We start from the raw sequence: 21,315 nt of genomic DNA on the forward strand, positions 1-21,315 counted from the left end.
AAAACGGTGTTGAAAGTCGTGTTTTGAAAGAATAATGGCAAGATTTTCGACGTTAAAACACAATACCCAGCAGGCTGACCATTTCTGTATGCTAAATAACTTTACTTTATACTTTAGAATTTTAATTACTTCCATTGCATTTATAGCTTTAGCTAATTCTGCTTTTTCGCAGCAGATTAACAGGAGCCCTGCCGTGGCGGACACAAGCATTCATAAAACGAGCACTAAACCGGGCTTTAGGTGGAAAGATAGTTACTTAAACAGATTTAACTTTGACCTTCCTAAGTCTCCTTTATTTAACCTTTATCCCTCGTCTTTGCACACTAACGTCCTATACCTACCTGAAGACGACAATATCAACATAGATGAAAAAATAGGCGAAGACATCACCGCCAAAATACCAACTTCTATGAGTTTCAATGAATACTCGAGTATTCAGAATGCTATGGTACGAAAGAGTATTTTAAGGGATTATGAAAGACTTCAAGATGGAAACAGTAATACGAGTGGTAGAGGACTTTCTCCCCTGCTTCAAAAATCTCCATTAATAGATAAAATTTTTGGAGGAAAAGTACCTGAATTCAAACCTAACGGTTTCATTTCTATAGACTTAAGGGCTGGAAGTCAATTTTTAAATAATCCAGAAACACCAATCTACCTTCGGAAAAGACCCATTTTTGATTTTGACCAACAGATTTCCATCAACTTTAATAATAATGCCAACAGTGGAGAAGGAGAACTTCAAGGCGGGCAAGGTGGATTTGGCAATAACAGCAATCAAGGCGGTGGACTAAGTGAGCTTAAAAAGATAGCTCAAGGCAGCGGTGCTTTAGGAGGACAAGACAGAAATCCATATAAAGAGAAAATGGGGATTCTAGGAAACTTTGATACGAAGTCTGCTTTTAACTTTGAAAACCAGTTTAAACTTAATTTCAAATCTGACCCTGAAGATATTCTGCAATCATTGGAGGCAGGAAATGTCAGCTTCCCAGTAAATAGCCAATTGATACCGGGGGTTGAAAACCTTTTTGGTGTTAAAGCCGGATTAAGATTCGGAAAATTAAATGTATCTACCGTTGTGGCTCAACAGCGTTCTAGAACGGAGTCCATTTTAATCAGTGGTGGAGCCAGAAGTAGACCTTTTGAAATCAGATCTGACGAATACGATGAAAATAGACACTTCTTCTTATCTCAATTTTTTAGAGACCAATATGAAGGAAGTTTAAAGAGCCTCCCGATGATAACTTCTGGGGTTATCATTACCAGAGTGGAAGTTTATGTGACTAACAGAACCAATAATGTAAGTAGCATGCGAAACTTGGTGGGCGTAACAGACCTTGGAGAGGTAAATCCATATAATGCTGTTGCTGCTGTTCCAAATCCAGCTATAAAAGTTGCAGCAAACGAAGCCAACTCTTTAGGTAATCTCCTCAAAACAGAAGGTAACGATTTCCGTCAAATAGACAACACAAACACCGCACTAGAAGCTAAAAGTTTAAACAAAGGCATTGACTTTGAAATTTTAAGGGGAGCCAAAAGGTTGACCGACCGAGAGTTTGACATCAATACGCAGCTGGGTTATATTTCTTTGTTAACCCCATTGAGAAACGACGAAATACTTGCGGTTTCTTATGAATATACTTATAGGGGTAAAAGCTATAAAGTAGGAGAAATGACAGAAGACTACTCCATCAGAAATGAGGACGAAGTCATTATGATGAAGCTCCTTAAATCTTCTACCATCAGGAATAAGCTGAGCCATCCTATGTGGGATTTGATGATGAAGAACGTTTATTCGCTTTCTCAAGGTCAGATTAATCGTGAAGGATTTCAGTTAAGGATAGTTTATAAGGATGACGCCACCGGTATGGATACACCAAACCTTCAGGAGGGCAATAATCTAAAAAACAAACCACTTATCGCTGTATTCGGTCTAGATAAATTAAATTACAATAACGACCAACAGTTCGACGGAAACTTCGATTATGTAGAAGGTGTCACCATAAACGAGAATAGAGGTACCATCGTCTTCCCTGTATTAGAGCCATTCGGTGCTTATTTGGAAACCAAATTTGACCAAGAAGAGGAAAGATTAAAACTAAAGTATGTCTTTAGTGAGCTATACAACAAAACCATTACCGATGCTCAGCAGGTTAATACCAAGAACAAATTCTTCATCAATGGTTCTGTACAAAGTAACAGCACAGAAATACCTCTACCACTGGGTGCTTCTGGTGCCTCTGTAAGGGTCTACTCTGGAGGAACAGAACTACAGCAAGGAACGGACTATATGGTGGATGCCCAAATTGGTATTATTAGGATAACCAACCCCAGCATTCTGGCATCTGGAAGGTCTATAAGAATAGATTATGAACGCCCAGACCTTTTCCAAGCTCAGATAAGAAGACTTTTCGGTATTAGAATGGACTATACGGTGAGTAAATCTCTAAGACTGGGAGCCACTTTAATGGATTTGAAAGAAAATACGCCAGGTTTCTTAACCCGAACGGCTATTGGAAACGAACCTGTGAACAACACCCTTTGGGGCTTTGACATTAATTATAAAAAAGAAGGAAATGGTTTAACGAGACTTTTAGATAAGCTACCACTTATTCAAACCAAAGAACCTTCTGCTATACTTTTAAGTGCTGAGTTTGCACAGCTAATCCCGGGTGTCAACAACAAGAAAATCAATGGTAACGCCATGATTGACGACTTTGAGGCGGCCAGAAACATCAACGATTTAGCCCGTCAACCCAGAAAATGGAGATTAGGCTCTACACCTGATAAATTCAAAGACAACACCGTTCCTATTTATGGCTATAATTATAATAGGGCCAAAATGTCGGTATATACCATTGAAACGTCCACTTACGTTACTTCTAATTTTGGTGCTGGTAACGGAATTGTTCCTGAAGAGGTCACCGCAGCAGCTCAAAATAACCTTTACGAACGTTCTTTTCAAATTCAGGATATCTTCCCTGGAAGATCTAGGGCAGTTTTAGGCCAAAACCTTCCTTCTGCCATTCTTGACGTTTCTTATTTCCCGGAAGAAAGAGGGATGTATAATTATAATCCGAAGTTGACCTCTAATGGATATTTACAAAACCCTGAAAATAATTTTGGGGCGGTGATGCGTGGTATCACCTTCGATGCCGATTTTGACAATTCAAATGTGGAATATTTGGAATTTTGGCTACTCAATCCATTCCAAGATGCGGTGAGAGATGGACGAGAAGCCAGTGGCACTAAAAATACGACTGGTGGTGTATTAAGTATTCACTTGGGCGATGTCTCTGAAGATGTGATTCCAGATAGCCGTTTTAATTTTGAAAATGGAATTCCAACTTTTGAAAACACAGCTTCACCACCAGACATTACAAACTGGGGAAAAGCCCCAAAAGTTCAGTTTGTAACAGATGCATTTGATAACTCTTCAGATACGACAAGAAAGCAAGATACTGGTCTAGATGGTTTGAGTAATAAAGAAGAACAAGAGTTTCAACACATAAAGGCATATTTAGAAAAGGTAAAAGGTACGGTTTCTAATCAAGAGGCATTAGATAGGATACTAAAAGACCCCTCTGGTGATGATTTTAAGTTCTTTTTAGATGCTGATTTTACTACCAACCAATTCATTGTAGAGCGTTTCAAAGATTATTTGGGAATGGAAAACAACTCTCCTCCCATTAATGACACGGACGTATTAACGCCTGCCTCATCTGCAACGGCTGATAAAGAAGACATTAACCAAGATAACACCATTAACGATGTAGAGAGTTATTATAAATATGATATTGCACTTAACGAGAAGGATTTAGTAGTTGGCAATGGTTACATCATAGATAAGATTTCTTCTACTGATGCTGATAAACCAGCTGATTGGTACTTATTTAGAGTTCCTTTGAGAGCCGACACCACTAAAGCGACACCTGTCGGCGGAATTACAGGCTTTAAATCTATCCGATTTATGCGTATGGTGATGTCTCAATGGAAGCAGCCCGTGGTTCTTCGTTTTGCAACCATGCAGTTGGTCGCCAATCAATATCGTACATACACAGAAGATTTGAATAATAACAGTTTTGTGAATGTACCAGAGCCTAATAGTAATACTACAGGATTCAAGGTAAGTACTGTTTCTATAGAAGAAAATGGCTGTACAGAAGATGGAGACTGTAATATAAAAGACGGTCAAACGCCATACGTAGTTCCTCCAGGTTTTACTAGAGACAGAGACTTCTCGCAGCAAATCTTCCGTCAATTTAATGAGCAATCTGTTAGTTTAGCCGTAGAGTCTTTAAAAGATGGCGATAAGAGAGCCATTTTCAAAAACACCGATTTAGATCTTAACATGTACAAAAGGCTTCAGATGTTTGTACATACCGAAAATGATTTGAATGAGGATAACTACTCTGGTGCCTTCATGAGGTTAGGGACCGATAGCAAAACAAACTATTACGAAGTTGAGATTGAAAATCTAAAAAACACGCCTAAAGGAAGCTTAATTGATACCGAAATTTGGCCTGCAAAAAATGAATTTGACATTCCACTCGATGAATTAAGAGCTTTAAAAGTAGAAAGAAATAGTAGATTAGGTCAGGATTCTGTTGCCGTAGATAAACCTTATTCTAAAATTATTACCGTGACTGGATTGCCAGAAAACGGAGAAATGATAGACCGAACCTATAAAATAACAGTCATTGGAAATCCCGACCTTAGTAATGTATTGGTAACCATGCTTGGGATTAGTAATCCTAAAGGTGGAAATACCATGCCAGCTAAATTCACCGTTTGGATGGACGAATTAAGAGCCAACGGATTTGACGACACTAAGGGTGAGGCCGCAGTATTAGCCGCAGACATAAAACTGGCAGATATAGGAACCATCTCTTTAAGTGCAAACCTAAATACCTATGGTTTCGGTGGTGTTCAAGATAGAATTTCTAGTCGTTCTAGAGAAACCTCTCAAGGATTCGGAATAGCTTCTACTTTAGAACTAGACAGATTTTTTCCTCAAAACTGGGGTTTAAGCATACCGCTTTTTTTAAATTATGATATCCAAGAAGTGGTACCTCACTTTAATCCTCTAGACCCTGATATCGTCCTTGAAAATGCCTTGGCTAGATTTGATACTAAAGCAGAACAGGATGCTTATAGAAACTTGGTGATCGACCGTAATGTTAATAAAGGCTTTAACCTGGCCAATGTTAGAAAAATCAAAACTGACCCAAACGCCAAAAATCATATTTACGACATTGAGAATTTCACTTTCTCTTATGCTCAGAACAGTATCAATAGAAGTAACATCCTGATACAAGATTATACTGCGGAACAGACCAGAGGTGGTTTATCATATCAGTTTCAGCCAAGAACTACTTTGTGGGAGCCTTTTAAAGATAAAGAGAATCTGAGTAAGCCGAAATATTCTTGGATTAAAGCCCTGAACTTCTCCCCCATTCCTAGTTTTGTGGCATTCCGTACAGATTTCAATAGAAGCTTTACCAGAACTCAATACCGAACGGCTGAGCAAACCACAAATCCTAATGAAGTATTACCAGGTTCTGACCCGAACTATATCAAGTATTTCTTAACCAACAGATATTACGATGTACAGTGGGATTTGACCAAGTCCATAGCTCTGACCTATAATGCTCAAATGAACTCCATCATCGACGAGCCATATGGCGAGGAAGAAGAAAGCATCTGGAAAGGAATCACCTCGTTTGGCCGAGCCAAGAATTATACGCAAGGTCTACAGCTCACTTATAAACTACCTCTCGATAAATTCTTCTTTTTAGATTGGATTAATGCCGACAGTAGATTTAGCACAGATTATAATTACAGAGCAAACTCTTACGATTATGCGACAGGACAAAGTTTTACAGATGAGAACGGTGTTGAATTCGGAAACTTCTTAGAAAATGGAAGAGAGCTAGCCATTCAAGGACGAATAGACTTAGTAAAGCTTTATAATAAACTCAAGTATCTGAAGTTTGCCAACTCGCCTAATCAGGCTAAAGAACGATTTACGAGAGCTCCTGGAGATGATGAAGAAGTGATATTACCAACCTCTGATTTCTTGAAGACTTTTACCCGCTTATTAATGACTGTGAGAGGAATTAACTTTAATTACTCCATTCAAGAAACCACTATTTTACCGGGTTTCTTACTGACACCTAATTTGATGGGTTTAGCAAAAGGTTCAAATGCACCGGGTCTACCATTCACCTTATTAGGAAGTCAAGCTAGAAATATTCATATGATCGCCGCCAATAACGATTGGTTATCAAAAAGTCTTATTAGAAACGATCCTTTTACGCAGACGCGTCAGAAGAAATTTGACTTCAGTACCAACCTAGAGCCGTTTAAAGGTTTTAGAATGCAGATTAGAGGAAACTATAGCAAGGGAGATTCTTACCAAGAGTTGTACAAACCATCAGAAACTGGCGGAGCTTTCGAAAGTCAAAACCCGTTTAGAAATGGTACCTTCAGTATGTCTTTCTGGTCTTTCAATACCAGTTTCAAAAAGATGAGCAAAAAACCAGAAGAGAATTACAGGTACGAAATCTTTGAAAAAATGAAAGAATACCGTTTTGACGTTGTGGATAGATTGAATGCCATAAACGGTTCAGGTGAGAATCAAACTTTTGCTCTTAATAGTCAAGATGTATTAATCCCTGCCTTTTTCGCAGCGTACAGTGGTAAAGACTTGGATAATCTTTTTAACAAAGTGAGTAAAAAAGGTCAACAAACATTCAATCCATTTTTACAGTTTCCATTACCAAACTGGCGTGTAGATTATGGTGGATTGGAAAAACTACCAATATTTAATAAGTTATTCACCAATGTGACCTTGAGCCATAGCTATTCTTCCACTTATAGTGTCGGTAACTTCACCAGCTCTCTTTTATATACAAATCCTTACGACGTAAATTTAAGTCAGAATGATTACAGGTTAGGATATCAACTTGGACCGCAGCTTTCTTTGGATGGCATAGCTTATAGTATCTTCTCCCCTATTTTCATAATGAGTAGCGTCACAATGGAAGAGCGTTTCTCTCCATTAATTGGTATACAGTTTACCACCAAAGCGAAAATTAGTGGAAGAATAGATTTCAATAAAGAAAGAAGAGCTGCTCTAAACCTTTCAAACGCACAGGTGGCAGAATATAATTCTAATGACGTGGTGCTTGGTTTTGGGTTCAAAAAGAACAACGTTAAATTACCATTTAGAGGGCGTGATGGAAATAATATCATTTTAACCAATGACCTCAATTTCCGTTTTGACGTCACCATAAGAGATATTACTTCTCTTCAAAGAAGACTAGACGGAGATGCCGTACCAATACAAGGAAACTATAATCTTCAAATAAAACCTCAAGTGCAATATCAGTTTAATAAGAAACTGAGCATGGGCTTCTATTTTGAAAGATTTGTCAATAAGCCTTTCACCTCTCTTTCTTTCGAAACCAGAAGAAGTGTCGGTGGTCTGAATATGAAATTTAACCTAGCAGATTAAGAACGAAATGATGGGGATGCTAAACTCTCAATGAGATAGGTTTATCATTCCACAGACTTAATGGCTAAGGCACAAAAGGCTTCCTTTGGTTGGACTTTAAAAAGCCATAAGATAGCCTTTAAAGAAAGGTGGAAAACATAAGTACTTAAACTGCTTTGCTCAAAACAGGAATTGGCGTAAATTGCGGCACGAAAATTCATCCAAAACAAAATTATATGGAGTTCCCTTCAGATTTAAAGTACACGAAAGACCACGAATGGATTAAAATAGAAGATGGCAACGTCGCTATTATTGGAATTACGGAGTTTGCACAAGGAGAACTTGGCGACATCGTTTTTGTGGAAGTAGAAACGGTAGACGAAGAACTGGCTGCTGAAGAAGTTTTCGGAACCATTGAAGCTGTAAAAACGGTGTCAGACCTTTTCCTTCCTGCAGACGGAAAAATTTTAGCGTTCAACAATATATTAAACGATGAACCAGAAAAAGTAAATGAAGACCCATACGGTGACGGCTGGATAATAAAGATGGAACTTAAAAACGTCTCTGACTTAGATGGCTTACTGGATAGTGAGGCATATAAAGAATTAATTGGTCAATAAATAGGAAGCCCTCAAGGGCTTTTTTTTTGAAATAGTATGAAGGTTTTAATCAAGAAAGCCAAAGTAATAGCTCCAAATTCCGTCTACCATCAAAAAGTAGTCGATATTCTGATTGATAAAGGTGTCATCAAAGAAATAGGTGATATAAGTACCAAAGTTACGAACACAATAGACGCCAAAGGCCTCTATGTTTCTGCAGGATTTATGGACATGAGGGCCTTTAGCAAGGAACCCGGTCATGAGTCCATGGAAAGTCTCGAGAGTCTTTCTGACGCTGCTGCCAGAGGTGGCTTTACAGAGGTTACGGTTATGCCAAATACCTCCCCCATTATTCAAAGTAAGGAGTCTATTCGTTTTTTTCAGCACTTTTCTGCCAATTCTCTAACTGATTTAATTCCTGCACCTGCGGTAACTAAAGATATTAAAGGAGAAGATTTTACAGAAATGTGGGATTTGTTAGCAGCCGGTGCCACCGCTTTTACTGATGGCTCTAAATCGCTCTGGAATTCGGATATCCTATACAAAACCTTGCAGTATCTGTATCCTAAGAAAGCCCTATTGATGAATAGAGCAGAGGAGCATACGCTGGCAGCCTATGGTCAAATGCATGAAGGCATTACCAGTACCATGATGGGCACAAAGGGTATCCCATCTGAAGCAGAAGAGCTGATGGTTATGCGTGATTTAAAATTGCTGGAATATGCAGATTTAAAACATGACAACTCCCTTCTACACTTTTCATGTATTTCCACATCCGCCGCGGTAAGGCTCATCAGAAAAGCCAAACAAAATGGACTTCCTGTGAGCTGCGACATTGCGGCACACCAACTGGCTTTTACAGATGAAGATTTGGTTGGTTTTGATACCAACTTAAAGGTAAGCCCACCGTTCAGGTCTAAAAAAGACATAAAAGCCTTGCAAAAAGGATTGGCAGATGGCACCATAGACGCCATCGTTTCGGACCATAATCCATTAGACGAGGAACATAAAAATATGGAGTTTGATCTAGCAGACTTTGGTGTTATTGGCCTTCAAACGGCTTTTGCGGCAGCTATAACGCACTCTGAACAAACACTGGAAACGATAATTGCCTGCTTAACAGACAAGCCTAGAACCCTCTTAAAAAGACCTTTACCAGAACTAAAAGAAGGAGAGCTGGCCAACCTAACGGTATTTAATCCCACCGAAACCTTTACATTCGGTGTCGCAGACATTGTATCAAATTCTAAAAACTCGCCATTTATCGGAAAGGAATTGTCAGGTAAAATATATGCCACTTTCCATAAGGGTTTCTCCAAATTATATTAATAATCAACAAATTGAATAAAAAAGTTTATCTCTTTAGTTTAATTTTTGGCTCCATAGCTGGTGTGCTTTGTTTTCTATTTTTCCTGATGCTTTACTCCGGGGATAGCAATCCATTATCAAACAGAAGGCCTGATATTGTCATTAATATCCTTATCATATTCTTAGCCATCTATATCTATAAGAGTCGGAACGGTGGTTATTTACACTTTTACGAAGGCTTCTCTATTGGCTTTTTAACCAACCTCATTGCTGCCTTCGTTTCTGGATTTACTATTTACATTTTTGTGAAATTTGTAGATCCTGTCCCTTTTCAAAACTGGATCATAGAGGGAAAGTCATTTCTAATTGATCAGAAAGAATCTGTAAGTAAATTTTTAAATGAAGAAAGTTTTAAATTGCAATTAGAATCTTTGGATAATGCCAAGCCATATCAAATAATTCTAGATGATTTGATGTTTAAACAGTTTTCAATTGTAGCCATTATGCTTATTTCTATGGCTTTAAGAAAACAAGGAGACGCCATTTCTTAAACACTAAACCCGTAACACATATGGAACAAAAACCTTCTTCAGCTCCTATTGCCCTAAAATGGGGCGTTATTTGTGCTTTAGCTACTATCATTCTAAGCACAATCATTAATATTACAGGAATGTGGAAAAGCACCGGAGCATCTATGCTTTCCATTATCCCTTTAGCCCTTTTCTTATATCTTGCCATGAAAGAGTATCGTGATGCCAACACTGGCTTTATGACTTTTGGCGAAGGCTTAAGTCTTGGACTACTTACAGGAGCTATTTCTGCTCTTTTAAGCTCTCTTTGGGGTATGATTTATACCACTATCATTGATCCTACGTTCATGGGACAAATCAGAGATTATCAAATAGAAAAAATGGAAGAATCTGGCATGGCCGAAGCTCAAATAGACCAAGCTATGCAGATTACGGAAAAGTTTTCTGGTGGAGGTATGATGTTCCTTATGGGTCTTCTGGGAAGCATATTTGTAGCCTTCATCATCTCACTTATTGTGGCTGGTATCCTAAAGAAAAACAAACCCGCTTTTTAATTTATGCTATCAATTTTCAGCAAGGAGCTCAATGGTTATCTTAATTCGCTAATTGCGTACATAGTCATTGTGCTTTTTTTGGTCTTTACGGGTCTTATTTTATGGGTTTTCCCAGAATCCAACATTTTGGATTATGGCTATGCCGAAATGGGTTCTTTTTTTAACCTCACTCCGTTAATTTTAATTATTCTGGTTCCTGCCATAACCATGCGTTCTTTCTCAGAAGAATTCAAAACAGGTACTATCGAATTTTTAATGACCAAACCACTGAGTAAACTTGATATTGTTTTAGGTAAGTTTTTGGCCGCTTGGTTTCTTATTTCATTGGCTATTTTGCCTACATTGGTTTATTACTTTTCCATTTCCAGTTTAGGCAGCCCACAGGGCAATATAGACACAGGAGCAGTGATGGGTTCTTACTTTGGACTCTTTCTTCTTTCTGGGGTTTTTACAGCCATTGGCATTGCTATTTCTTCTTTCACAGACAATCAGGTTATTGCCTTTATTATTGGGGCCTTTGTGTGTTATTTTCTTTATGATGGCATACACCAGCTTTCTCAATTATTTAGAGGAACTACCCAGTATTTCATAGACTTTATAAGCATGCAGTTTCATTACGCTTCTTTAGGAAGAGGGGTAATAGATTCCAGGAATGTTATTTATTTAGCATCTCTAGCTATTTTAATGATTTATTTGACCTCCATTAATCTAAGGAAAAAATGACCTTGGATATCTATCAAGTAGATGCTTTTACTTCTAAATTATTTGGTGGGAATCCTGCGGCCATCATACCGCTAGAGAAATGGCTTTCCGACGAATTAATGCAAACCATAGCCTCAGAAAACAACCTTTCTGAAACGGCTTTCTTTGTAAGAGAGGGAGAACATTTTCATATCCGATGGTTTACGCCAGTCACCGAAGTGGATCTTTGCGGACATGCGACTTTAGCGTCCGCACATGTTATTTTCAATAACTTGGACTTTAGCCAAAATGCAATAAAATTCCTATCGAAAAGTGGGCTTCTAGAAGTTACCCAAAAAGGCCGTTTTCTGTGTATGGATTTCCCTGCCACTGATATTGTTTTATCAGAAATGCCTATGGGTTTGATGGAGGGTTTTAACATAAAACCTACAGAAACCTATAAAGCCAATGAAGATTACTTGTTTGTTTACCAATCCGAGGAAGACATTAAGGCATTATCCCCAAACTTCTCTGCCATAAAAAGGATTAAAAGCAGAGGAATTATCTGTACCTCTCCGGGTACAAAGGTCGATTTTGTGAGTCGATTTTTTGCTCCCGCCGCTGGTATTGACGAAGACCCCGTAACTGGTTCTGCACACACAAAACTTATCCCTTATTGGGCTAAAAAACTCAATAAGAACACTTTAATAGCCGAACAGCTATCCAGTAGAAAAGGCGAATTATCCTGCGAATACCAGCATCCAAGGGTTATAATTTGCGGTGAAGCCGTCTCCTACCTCAAAGGGGAAATTTATATTTAAAAAACTTTTTTATTTAATTTATTTAAATATCTTGTTTTGCTTGACAACCGCTATTCCGATATCGTACCTTTGCACGCTGTTTACTAAGACAGTATCGGTTTTGGAATCCCAAAATTGGATTATTTATAAAGATGACAATCTCAAAAATCTAATATGAAACTTTCTCAATTTAAATTTGATCTTCCCCAAAACTTAATTGCAATGCACCCAGGAGAAGAGCGAGATGGTGCCAGAATGATGGTTGTTCATAGAGATAGTGGCAAAATAGAACATAAGAAATTCAAAGACATCGTAGACTATTTTGTTGATGGCGATGTAATGGTGACCAATAACACCAAAGTTTTCCCTGCCAGACTTTATGGTTCTAAAGAAAAAACCGGAGCAAAAATTGAAGTTTTTCTTCTTCGTGAGTTAAACAGGGAAATGAGACTATGGGATGTTTTGGTTGATCCTGCTAGAAAAATCCGTGTTGGAAATAAATTATATTTTGGTGAAAGTGATCTTGTCGCGGAAGTTATTGATAACACTACTTCTAGAGGTCGTACTATCCGATTCTTATTTGATGGAGACCACGAAGAAATGATGCAAACCATTCACGAATTAGGCGAAACTCCAATACCTAAAGAAGTGATTAACAGAGACGTTACGGAATTAGACAGAGAGCGTTTCCAAACCATCTTTGCTGAAGAAGAAGGTGCTATCTCAGCCCCTACCGCTGGTATGCACTTTACCAAAAACGTTATGAGAAGAATGGAGATTGAAGGTGTTACCTTCTGCCCTATTACTTTACATATTGGTATAGGTACTTTTAGAGGTGTAGATGTAGAGGATTTAACCAAACATAAAACAGACTCTGAAAATTTTGCTATTTCCGCTGCCACCTGTGATATCGTAAACAATGCACTGAATACGAATAAGCGAGTTTGTGCTATTGGTAGCACGTCATTAAAAAGCTTAGAGTCGTCTGTGTCTTCGAAAGACAGACTTAATCCAATTGATAATGCATGGACGGATAAATTCATTTTTCCTCCTTATGAATTTAAAATTGGTAATGCCTTATTAACTAACTTCCATTTACCACAATCTATCGTATTGATGTCGGCTTGTGCTTTTGGTGGTTATGACTTAATTACATCGGCTTATCAAGAAGCCATAAAAGAAGAATATAAATTCTTTACTTATGGAGACGTGATGTTAATTCTTTAAGAAGATTTTCTTTTTATATTTGATAGCCTACCTTTAAAGTAGGCTATTTTTTTATGCCTAACATGAACACATCCAAGTATTCAATAATAGTAGCAGGAGGCTCTGGAAGCCGAATGAATAGCGTTATCGCCAAACAATTCCTTCCATTGTTTAACAAGCCAATTCTTTCGCATACCATTGAGAAGTTTCTTAAAATTCCAGAAAATACCATCATCGTAGTACTTCCAGAAAAAGATATATGTTTTTGGGAAGATATTATTGATAGCAATAAACTGCTAAAACAAGCTGTGAATATCGGTCGGATCAAAAGTGTGATTGGCGGTGAAACAAGATTTCAGTCTGTAAACAATGGATTAAAAGCCATTGAAGAAACGGAAGGTTTAGTAGCGATTCATGATGGTGTAAGGCCGCTCATTAGAGTGGAAAACATTATGACTTCTTTTGAACAGGCCGCCAAATTTAAATCCGCAATCCTTGCCGTCCCCGTTAAGGACTCTGTAAGGTCAGTAGGAAACAATACTTCGTCAGAAATAGTAGATAGAAATAATTTACGACTCATACAAACTCCGCAAACATTTGATTTAAAACTCATTAAAGAAGCTTACGCTGATGGAGAAAAAGCATATTTCACAGACGACGCCTCCGTTTTTGAAAATGCAGGACATGCGGTAAATCTTATAGAGGGCGACTATAGAAATATTAAAATCACAACGCAAGAAGACCTTTCAGTAGCAGAGGTATTAATGAAAAAATGAAAGTCATCGTTGCCTCCAAAAATCCCGTTAAAATATCTGCCACTCAAAAAGGTTTTCAACTCGCATTTCCTGAAAAAGACTTTTCTTTTGAAGACTTTGCTACACCCTCTGGTGTCCCAGACCAGCCTATGGGTACTGACGAAACCTATCAAGGAGCCTATAATAGAGCCAATGCCGCAAGAAAAGAAAGACCAGACGCCGATTACTGGGTAGGCTTAGAAGGTGGAAATATTAGACATAACGAAGAAATGGAGGTAATGGCATGGATTGTTGTTTTATCTAAGGAAACCCTTGGTAAAGCCAGAACCGCAGGTTTCTTTCTGCCTAAAAGAGTCATAAAACTGATAAATGAGGGGCATGAGTTGGGCAAGGCCGATGAGCTAGTTCATGGTATCCAGAATAGTAAGCAGAAAATGGGCAGCTCTGGTCTATTAACAGATAATCTTATTGACAGAGAAAACTTCTATATTCCCGCGGTAATCTTCGCCTTAATTCCTTTCAAAAAGCCTGAACTAAATTGAGCGAACAGCCCGTTAGGTGATTTTTGGGCATTTTTCCTTACTTTTGCGTCCGCATTTAAAAACCTAATCACTAAGCCTTTTTATGCCGTCAAAAAAGAAATTTCAATTTCTTCAAAACTTCTGGGAGAAAGTTGCAGACATCATACTTAATAACCGGATCACATGGATAGTTATCATAAGCATTCTAACTGCTTTCATGGTATACATGACCACTCAGCTGCAACTTTCCTACGAATTACCCAAGATTTTACCACAATCAGACCAGCATTACCAACGTTACGAAGCTTTCAAAGATAGATACGGAGAAGATGGAAACGTGATGGTGATTGCGGTTAAATCTGACAACATATATGACCTAGAAACATTCAATGCCTGGTATGATTTAGGCGAAAGCTTGAAAACAATAGATGGCATTAAAAATGTGGCTTCTATCTGTAATCTGTTTGAAATTAGACCAGATGATATAGAGAAAAAATTCAATTTCATTAAAATTTCACCCGAAAGACCAAGCACACAAGCCGAGGTTGACAGTATTAAAACAAGGATTGCTAAAATTCCTTTTTTCAAAGGCTTCTTGTTTAATGATGATGGTACAGCCCATTTAATGGCCGTAACATTTGACCAGGAAAAAATGAATTCCAAGGGCCGCATGTCTATCACCCAGGGAGTGGAAGAATTCGCAGAAGCTTTTGGAGTAAAAACAGGTATAAAACCACATTTTTCTGGGATGCCATTTGTAAGAACCAACTTCATGGCTAAAGTAAGCCTAGAAGTCGCCAAGTTTATGATATTGGCGTTCTTGGTAACCGCTATTATTCTTTTTCTTTTCTTCAGGTCTTTCAGAGTAGTTTTCTTTGCTCTTTTGGTTATTGCTATATCTGTATTGTGGTCCGTAGGTTTGATTCAAATTTTTGGTTATAAAATCACTTTACTGACAGGCCTAATTCCTTCTATCATTGTGGTCATTGGAATTCCTAATTCCATCTTTTTGATCAATAAATATCAAGAGGAATTCTTAAAGTGTAAAGATCAGATAAAAGCCCTTAAAGTATCCATTGAGAAAATAGGTAAAACTACTTTCATAGCTAATCTGACCACTTTTATAGGATTTTTTGTTTTCTATTTCACAGGAAGTCCTCTATTGTTAGAGTTTGGCTTAGTCGCTTCAATTGCGGTTATGGCTACATGGGCCATTTCTTTAATTCTAATTCCCATTATCTTTAGCTATAACCCAAAACCCAAAGCCAAACATGTGAGGCATTTGGAAAACAAGAACATTAGTAAATTTTTAGAATCTGTAGATTTTATTGTTCACAATAGAAGAACAAAACTTTACTGGATTATTGGCGTTTTGGTAGTACTCTCTGTTTTTGGAATGACTCAGATAAAAAGCGTAGGCCATCTAGTGGACGATTTGCCTGCTAACGACCCCGTTTTCACAGACCTTAAGTTTATTGAAGAAAACTTCAAAGGTATAGTACCCATAGAAGTAAGCATTGACACCAAAGCAGAAAATGGAGCTTTGGATCCTGTAATACTTGCCAAAATCAGTTCAGTCCAAAAGGAATTTGCCAAATACCCAGAACTTACCAATCCTATTTCCGTGGTTGAAGCCATTAAATTTGTCTATCAAGGATTTCGAGGCGGCGACCCAAAATATTTCAGACTGCCGGGAGCACTGGAATTAAATAAGCTTGCGGCCTATTCTGGAATGGCAAATGGAAAAGCGGAGCTCATGAGTTCTTTTATGGATAGTACGCACAGATATACGCGTATTAGTTATCAAAGTGGCGATGTAGGCACTGTAAGAATGGCAGAAATGGTGGAAGACTTACAAGCCAGAACAGACACTATTTTTAATTATGACAGCGAGTTTGAAGAATGGCTTCCGAAAGAAGACCAAATAGACGCCAAGCTTACTGGAAATGGCGTGGTGTTCACAAAAGGAAATGATTATCTCTTAAGGAACCTTAGAGACAGCACTATACTAGCCATCATTTTGGTGAGTTTAGTCATGGCTACGCAGTTTCTAAATGCTAGAACAGTACTCATCTCCACCATTCCGAGTATCATTCCATTAATAATCACTGCTGGTGTAATGGGTTTTGCTGGAATTCCGCTTAAGCCTACTACTATCCTTATCTTTAGCATAGCATTTGGTATAGCCTCAGATGGTACCATCTACTTCCTCACTAAATACAAAGAGGAAATAGAAAGTGGAAAGAGCATACCAGAGGCCGTTAGTGAAACCATAAAATTATCTGGAATCAGTATGTTCTATACTGCTATCATTCTTTTCTTTGGTTTTGGAATATATGTAGTTTCAGGATTTAAAGGCACCGTATTCTTGGGTCTTTTAGTTTCAATGACGCTTCTAATTGGAATGATCTCAAATCTTATTCTACTACCATCTTTTCTGATGACTTTAGATAAACGTCAAAATAAAGCTGCAGATAAAAACTGATTTTACTCTTCTATAAGAGCATAGCCTACGAGTAAATCCGACTTTGATGAAGGAGCCTTATGATACACAAAGATTTCATAAGCGTTTTTTGTATTTGAGAAGTTGCCTTCAAAAAGCTCAAAGTTGGTTTTACCGTCTCTATTGACCACACCAAACTGGAAATCATACATTCCTTGTTTTAATAAAAATGTGGTGGTGTACCCTTGAAAAGTATTATCATAATGCATTTCACCTGTCTCTGAACAGTTGTACCGATTAAATCCTCCCAAGATACACAGCTTTTCATTTGGGCTAAGCATGAGGCTTTTAAATCCAGCATGAACATGCATGTAATCTGCACTGGTGGCAGGCTCGTCTCCATCTAAAGTTTGTACCACAAACCTACCATTCAAATCAACAGATTCTAGATAAGTTCTCTGTGATCTTGTACTCTGAGGCACGAGCCAAACCTGATCTTCCCTACCCTGTTTTATCTCGGCAATGTTATCCCCTTTGTTGAAATTACTTCTTAAATCTAAATATCTATATTCATTTCCAGCTGGAAACAAATTCTCGTTATTAAAAAACCTATAGGTCAAAGTCCTCAGAGAACCATTAAGCGATGAGGCCTTAAATCCCGTTTTAGTTGTTTCATCTCTATAGTTTTGTCTGATTAAAATCTCAAAATCATTTCTAGGATCTCTTATTGAGTAGTTATTATAGTTCAATTCGAAATTTACCTGTTCATGAGTCTGCCATAAAGCAGGATCTTGCGATTGCTGTACATTGGCTGAAATACCCACTTGTGCGTTCACTACCGAGAATCTCAAGCTTGCCAACGGAGAGTCAGAAATGTAATCTTCATACAAAAACAACACATAATTACCAGAGGCTTTTAATTCTGGTAGAATATAGCCATAGTGAAAGTACGGTATTTTGGTGTTTTGAGAAATTTGATAATCGTTGATTATAAAATCATTATAATCAGATAGATATTCCAAATCTGTTAATCTGGAAGGCGTCCAATCCCTATTGCAATGCTGAATTTTAACGTGAAATTGACGGTATGAGGCTTTTAAGTCATCAAACTCCAGCACCATTCTGTCGTTAGCATTCATATTTAAAACCCTTGAACTTAACCCAGGAAGTTTAGCGGCATTCCCGAAAGCGTAAAGTTGAACGGTCTTCAAATCGACATCTAAGACCATATCATCTATGATATCATACATTTTGCCATCTGAAACAAATGTTGTAAATTTAAACAACAGAAATAATAATAATATCCTCATGCTTTTAAAAACCTCATTATCCTATAAAAAGTGCTTAACATTCTTTTTAATTTTTCTTTCATTGTCCTCCTCGGCAAATCTAATCATTTATCAAGTATACGGCGGTGGTGGAAATTCAGGAGCAGCCTATCAAGATGATTATGTGGTTTTGTATAATAACGGAGGCACGCCTTTAAATACAGGAACAAATTGGTCTTTACAATATGAAAGTGATACCGGTTCGGGCCCTTGGGATGTTTTTCAGCTACCAGATGTAACCATAAATTCTGGAGCTTACTATTTTATTAAGGTAGAGACTTCCAATAGTATTGGTAAACCACTAACTTCCTTTGATACCAGTACAGGCTCCTTGGGTGGAGCCTTTGGTCTTGCACTAAGTGGTGGAAAGCTTGCCGTTTTTGAACACCCTGGAGGGATAGTCACTCCTTATCCGGGTTCCGACCCAACTTTAGTTACTGTCACTGGACTTTTACTTACCGATATGTTTGGCTATGGATCTGCAAACGCCTTTGAAACTGCAGCGGCTCCAGACATGAACTCAAATAGTACGGTGCTGTATAGAACTGGTGGAGATACAGGTAACAATTCCACAGACTTTGCCAGAAACTCCAACCTCTCCAGTGAAGCATTTGATGTTAACTATATTTCATTTGAGGGAAAAGCTAAGACGGATGCAATCAGCTTACACTGGCAAACCTCCACAGAAACTAATAACCAAGGTTTTGAAGTTCAGAAAAGCAGAAATGCCGTGAACTTTGAGACTATAGCCCGTATTGATGGAGCGGGAGACTCGAACGACATTAATAGTTACGTTTTCATAGATGAAAGGCCATTTCCTGGCCCAAACTATTATAGACTTGAGCAGAAAGACTTTGACGGCACTAAGGACTTCTCAATAATCATTCAAGTCTTTTACGACGTGGATGCCAGTTATGTAAGCGTTTATCCGAACCCCTTATCGGCTGGACAGGATTTAAACATTCAAAAGAGTGCGTCGCTTGAATTGAAAAGTATTAGAAATATTATGGGACAAAACTTCCAAGCCTTTTCGGATTTGAAGGAAGGTCTCTATTTCTTGCACTTCAAAAATTCAAACGGAGAGAAAATAACAAAGAAGTTGATGGTTAATTAATCCTCTAACTCTAACATCTTGGCCTCCCACTTTTCTGTGGTTTGAAGAAGGTTAAATTTGACTTTCTCATATTTCTTATTTTCCTGAGCTAGCTTATCTGGATTGCCAAAAACATCTTTAGAAGCAAGATTAACTTCAATTTTTGTCCTCTGGATTTCCAACTCTTCAATTTTCTCTTCAAGTGTTGCTACTTCCTTTTCTATCCGTTTCAACTCGTCTTTTGACTTATCTCTATGCGAGCTCTTTTTTTTAGATAGTTCAGATTCTATCTCTGGAGCTGTAGGCTCAGATGTAATTCCGTTAGCCTCTCTTTCTGCAATCCATCTGTTATACTCTGCCAGTGTACCTGGGTATACTTTGATTTCCTGATTGTCAATATACCAGATCTTATTAGCTACTTGAGACACAAAGTGCCTATCGTGAGAAACTACCACATAAGTACCTTCGTATTGCCCCAAAGCCTGCACCAAAATATTCACGGACTGCATGTCAAGGTGATTGGTAGGCTCATCTAATAAAAGGAAATTGGCTTCAGATATTAATACTTTTGCCAAGGCTACTCTAGATTTCTCCCCACCAGAAAGTACTTTAATCTTTTTAAATACGTCTTCTCCACCAAATAAGAAACAACCTAAAACCGACCTTAGCTCTGTTTCCGACTTAGAGGGGTCAGCATATTTAAGCTCTTCCAGCATGCTTTCATTAATATGAAGCGACTCTAGTTGATGCTGTGCATAAAAAGAGAAATTGACGTTATGACCTAAAGCTCTTTGACCTTCATGCTCTTCTGTACCAGCTATTATTCTAAGTAAAGTAGACTTCCCTTTTCCATTGGCTCCTATAAGTGCAATCTTATCCCCTCTTTCAATGTGAGCCGTGGTGTTTTTCAGAATAACCTTATTGCCATAGGCTTTAGAAATATTATCTAAACGCATGACGTGCCTGCCAGGCTGAGTACCAAATTTGAACCTAAAATGTACTTTGGCGTCATCACTTAACACCTCGTCAATCACATCCATTCTTGCCAGAGCTTTTACTCTTGACTGTACTTGCCTTGACTTGGTAGCTTTGGCTTTAAACCTTTCAATAAAACGCTCCGTTTGTCTTATCTCAGCTTGTTGGTTTTCATAAGCTCCTTGTTGAATCTCATTTCTGAGCTCTTTCTCCTCTAAAAAGAAGGAATAATTGCCTGGATAATGAATCAATTTTGCTTGAGAAACTTCTACCGTAGTAGTAGTAACATTATCTAAAAATGCTCTATCATGAGAAACCACAACAACAGCATTCTCATAATTAAGAATATATTTTTCAATCCACTCTATAGTCGGTAAATCCAAGTGGTTGGTAGGCTCATCTAAAAGAAGTACCGAAGGCTTTTGTAAGAGAAGCTTTGCTAGCATTACACGCATTCTCCACCCTCCAGAAAACTCTTTAAGTGGTTTATTTAAATCGGCTGTTTTAAAACCTAAACCCTCCAATATGGCCTCTGCCCTAGCGTGAATGGTATAACCTCCAAGGATATCAAACTCTTCTTGTAAATCACCCAACTTCTCTACCAGCTTGTCAGAATAATTGACCTCCATTTCATGAAGTGTTTCATCAATCTGGCTTTGAAGTTCCAACTCTCGTCCAAAACCCTGCATGGCCACCAGTAAGATAGATTCTTCTGATTCGTAGGACAACAAATCCTGATTCAAAAAGCCAAAAGTGACATCGCCCGCTTTTGATATGCTTCCGGCATCTGGTTCATACTCCCCTACTATGAGTTTTAGTAATGTGGACTTGCCTTTTCCGTTAAGACCAATCAAACCTATTTTGTCTTTAGGTTTGACCTGTAAACTTGCGTCTTCAAAGATGGCACGACCACCGAAATAAAAGGAGAGATTGTGAATGGTTAACATTCGCTAATTTTGATTTTGAAATGAGCCTGCAAAGGTAGCTAGACATAACTGTAATAAAAAGCCCGCTTTAATCTTAG

The 21,315-nt window shown here is 38.1% G+C and carries 14 protein-coding genes; 12 read left to right on the forward strand and 2 right to left on the reverse strand.

From position 1 onward, the window contains the following. Nucleotides 1-34: 34 nt before the first annotated feature. The 11 genes from sov (at nt 35) to ACSBFT_RS08640 (ending at nt 16,937) form a co-directional block, all read left to right on the forward strand. Nucleotides 35-7,519, forward strand: coding sequence for a T9SS outer membrane translocon Sov/SprA (gene sov, locus ACSBFT_RS08590; RefSeq protein ID WP_489604286.1), 7,485 nt, complete (start codon nt 35-37; stop codon nt 7,517-7,519). A 215-nt stretch (nt 7,520-7,734) separates the two neighbouring features. Next, nucleotides 7,735-8,118 (forward strand): glycine cleavage system protein GcvH, encoded by a 384-nt coding sequence (gene gcvH, locus ACSBFT_RS08595; protein ID WP_489604287.1) that lies wholly within the window; start codon nt 7,735-7,737, stop codon nt 8,116-8,118. Nucleotides 8,119-8,154: 36 nt separating this feature from the next. Next, nucleotides 8,155-9,426 carry a dihydroorotase gene (locus ACSBFT_RS08600; protein WP_489604288.1) on the forward strand — a complete coding sequence of 424 codons (1,272 nt, stop codon included), beginning with the start codon at nt 8,155-8,157 and terminating at the stop codon, nt 9,424-9,426. 11 nt (nt 9,427-9,437) lie between these two features. Further along, nucleotides 9,438-9,956: a DUF4199 domain-containing protein gene (locus tag ACSBFT_RS08605; protein WP_463046662.1), complete on the forward strand. Its 519-nt coding sequence runs from the start codon at nt 9,438-9,440 to the stop codon at nt 9,954-9,956. A 20-nt stretch (nt 9,957-9,976) separates the two neighbouring features. Beyond that, entirely contained in the window at nt 9,977-10,489 is a 513-nt protein-coding gene (locus ACSBFT_RS08610; protein WP_463046663.1) for a DUF4199 domain-containing protein, read from the forward strand. Nucleotides 10,490-10,492: 3 nt separating this feature from the next. Further along, the gene (gene gldF, locus ACSBFT_RS08615; protein WP_489604289.1) at nt 10,493-11,212 is read left to right on the forward strand and encodes a gliding motility-associated ABC transporter permease subunit GldF; all 720 of its coding nucleotides are present in this window, start codon (nt 10,493-10,495) and stop codon (nt 11,210-11,212) included. Then, nucleotides 11,209-11,991, forward strand: a complete 783-nt coding sequence (locus tag ACSBFT_RS08620; protein WP_489604290.1) for a PhzF family phenazine biosynthesis protein — start codon at nt 11,209-11,211, stop codon at nt 11,989-11,991. Before gldF ends, ACSBFT_RS08620 begins: the two co-directional genes overlap by 4 nt. A gap of 153 nt (nt 11,992-12,144) precedes the next feature. Next, entirely contained in the window at nt 12,145-13,197 is a 1,053-nt protein-coding gene (gene queA / locus ACSBFT_RS08625; RefSeq protein ID WP_489604291.1) for a tRNA preQ1(34) S-adenosylmethionine ribosyltransferase-isomerase QueA, read from the forward strand. 62 nt (nt 13,198-13,259) lie between these two features. Next, on the forward strand, nt 13,260-13,952 hold the full coding sequence (locus ACSBFT_RS08630; RefSeq protein ID WP_489604292.1) for a 2-C-methyl-D-erythritol 4-phosphate cytidylyltransferase: 693 nt from the start codon (nt 13,260-13,262) through the stop codon (nt 13,950-13,952). After that, on the forward strand, nt 13,949-14,473 hold the full coding sequence (gene yjjX, locus ACSBFT_RS08635) for an inosine/xanthosine triphosphatase (RefSeq protein ID WP_489604293.1): 525 nt from the start codon (nt 13,949-13,951) through the stop codon (nt 14,471-14,473). The genes ACSBFT_RS08630 and yjjX overlap by 4 nt, the downstream gene beginning before the upstream one ends. 82 nt (nt 14,474-14,555) lie before the next feature. Beyond that, on the forward strand, nt 14,556-16,937 hold the full coding sequence (locus ACSBFT_RS08640; protein ID WP_489604294.1) for an efflux RND transporter permease subunit: 2,382 nt from the start codon (nt 14,556-14,558) through the stop codon (nt 16,935-16,937). Nucleotides 16,938-16,939: 2 nt separating this feature from the next. Here the strand turns inward: ACSBFT_RS08640 and ACSBFT_RS08645 are convergent, their stop codons facing one another. Continuing rightward, entirely contained in the window at nt 16,940-18,205 is a 1,266-nt protein-coding gene (locus ACSBFT_RS08645; RefSeq protein ID WP_489604295.1) for a type IX secretion system plug protein, read from the reverse strand. On the opposite strand from ACSBFT_RS08645, the gene ACSBFT_RS08650 reads away from it, so the two are divergent. After that, complete coding sequence (locus ACSBFT_RS08650; RefSeq protein WP_489604296.1) at nt 18,204-19,337, forward strand: T9SS type A sorting domain-containing protein; 1,134 nt, start codon at nt 18,204-18,206, stop codon at nt 19,335-19,337. The two genes, ACSBFT_RS08645 and ACSBFT_RS08650, sit on opposite strands and share 2 nt — an antisense overlap. Here the strand turns inward: ACSBFT_RS08650 and ACSBFT_RS08655 are convergent. Next, nucleotides 19,334-21,238 carry an ABC-F family ATP-binding cassette domain-containing protein gene (locus ACSBFT_RS08655; protein WP_489604297.1) on the reverse strand — a complete coding sequence of 635 codons (1,905 nt, stop codon included), beginning with the start codon at nt 21,236-21,238 and terminating at the stop codon, nt 19,334-19,336. The two genes, ACSBFT_RS08650 and ACSBFT_RS08655, sit on opposite strands and share 4 nt — an antisense overlap. Between the last annotated feature and the right edge of the window lie 77 nt (nt 21,239-21,315).

Source organism: Arcticibacterium sp. SM2516 (assembly GCF_057914865.1).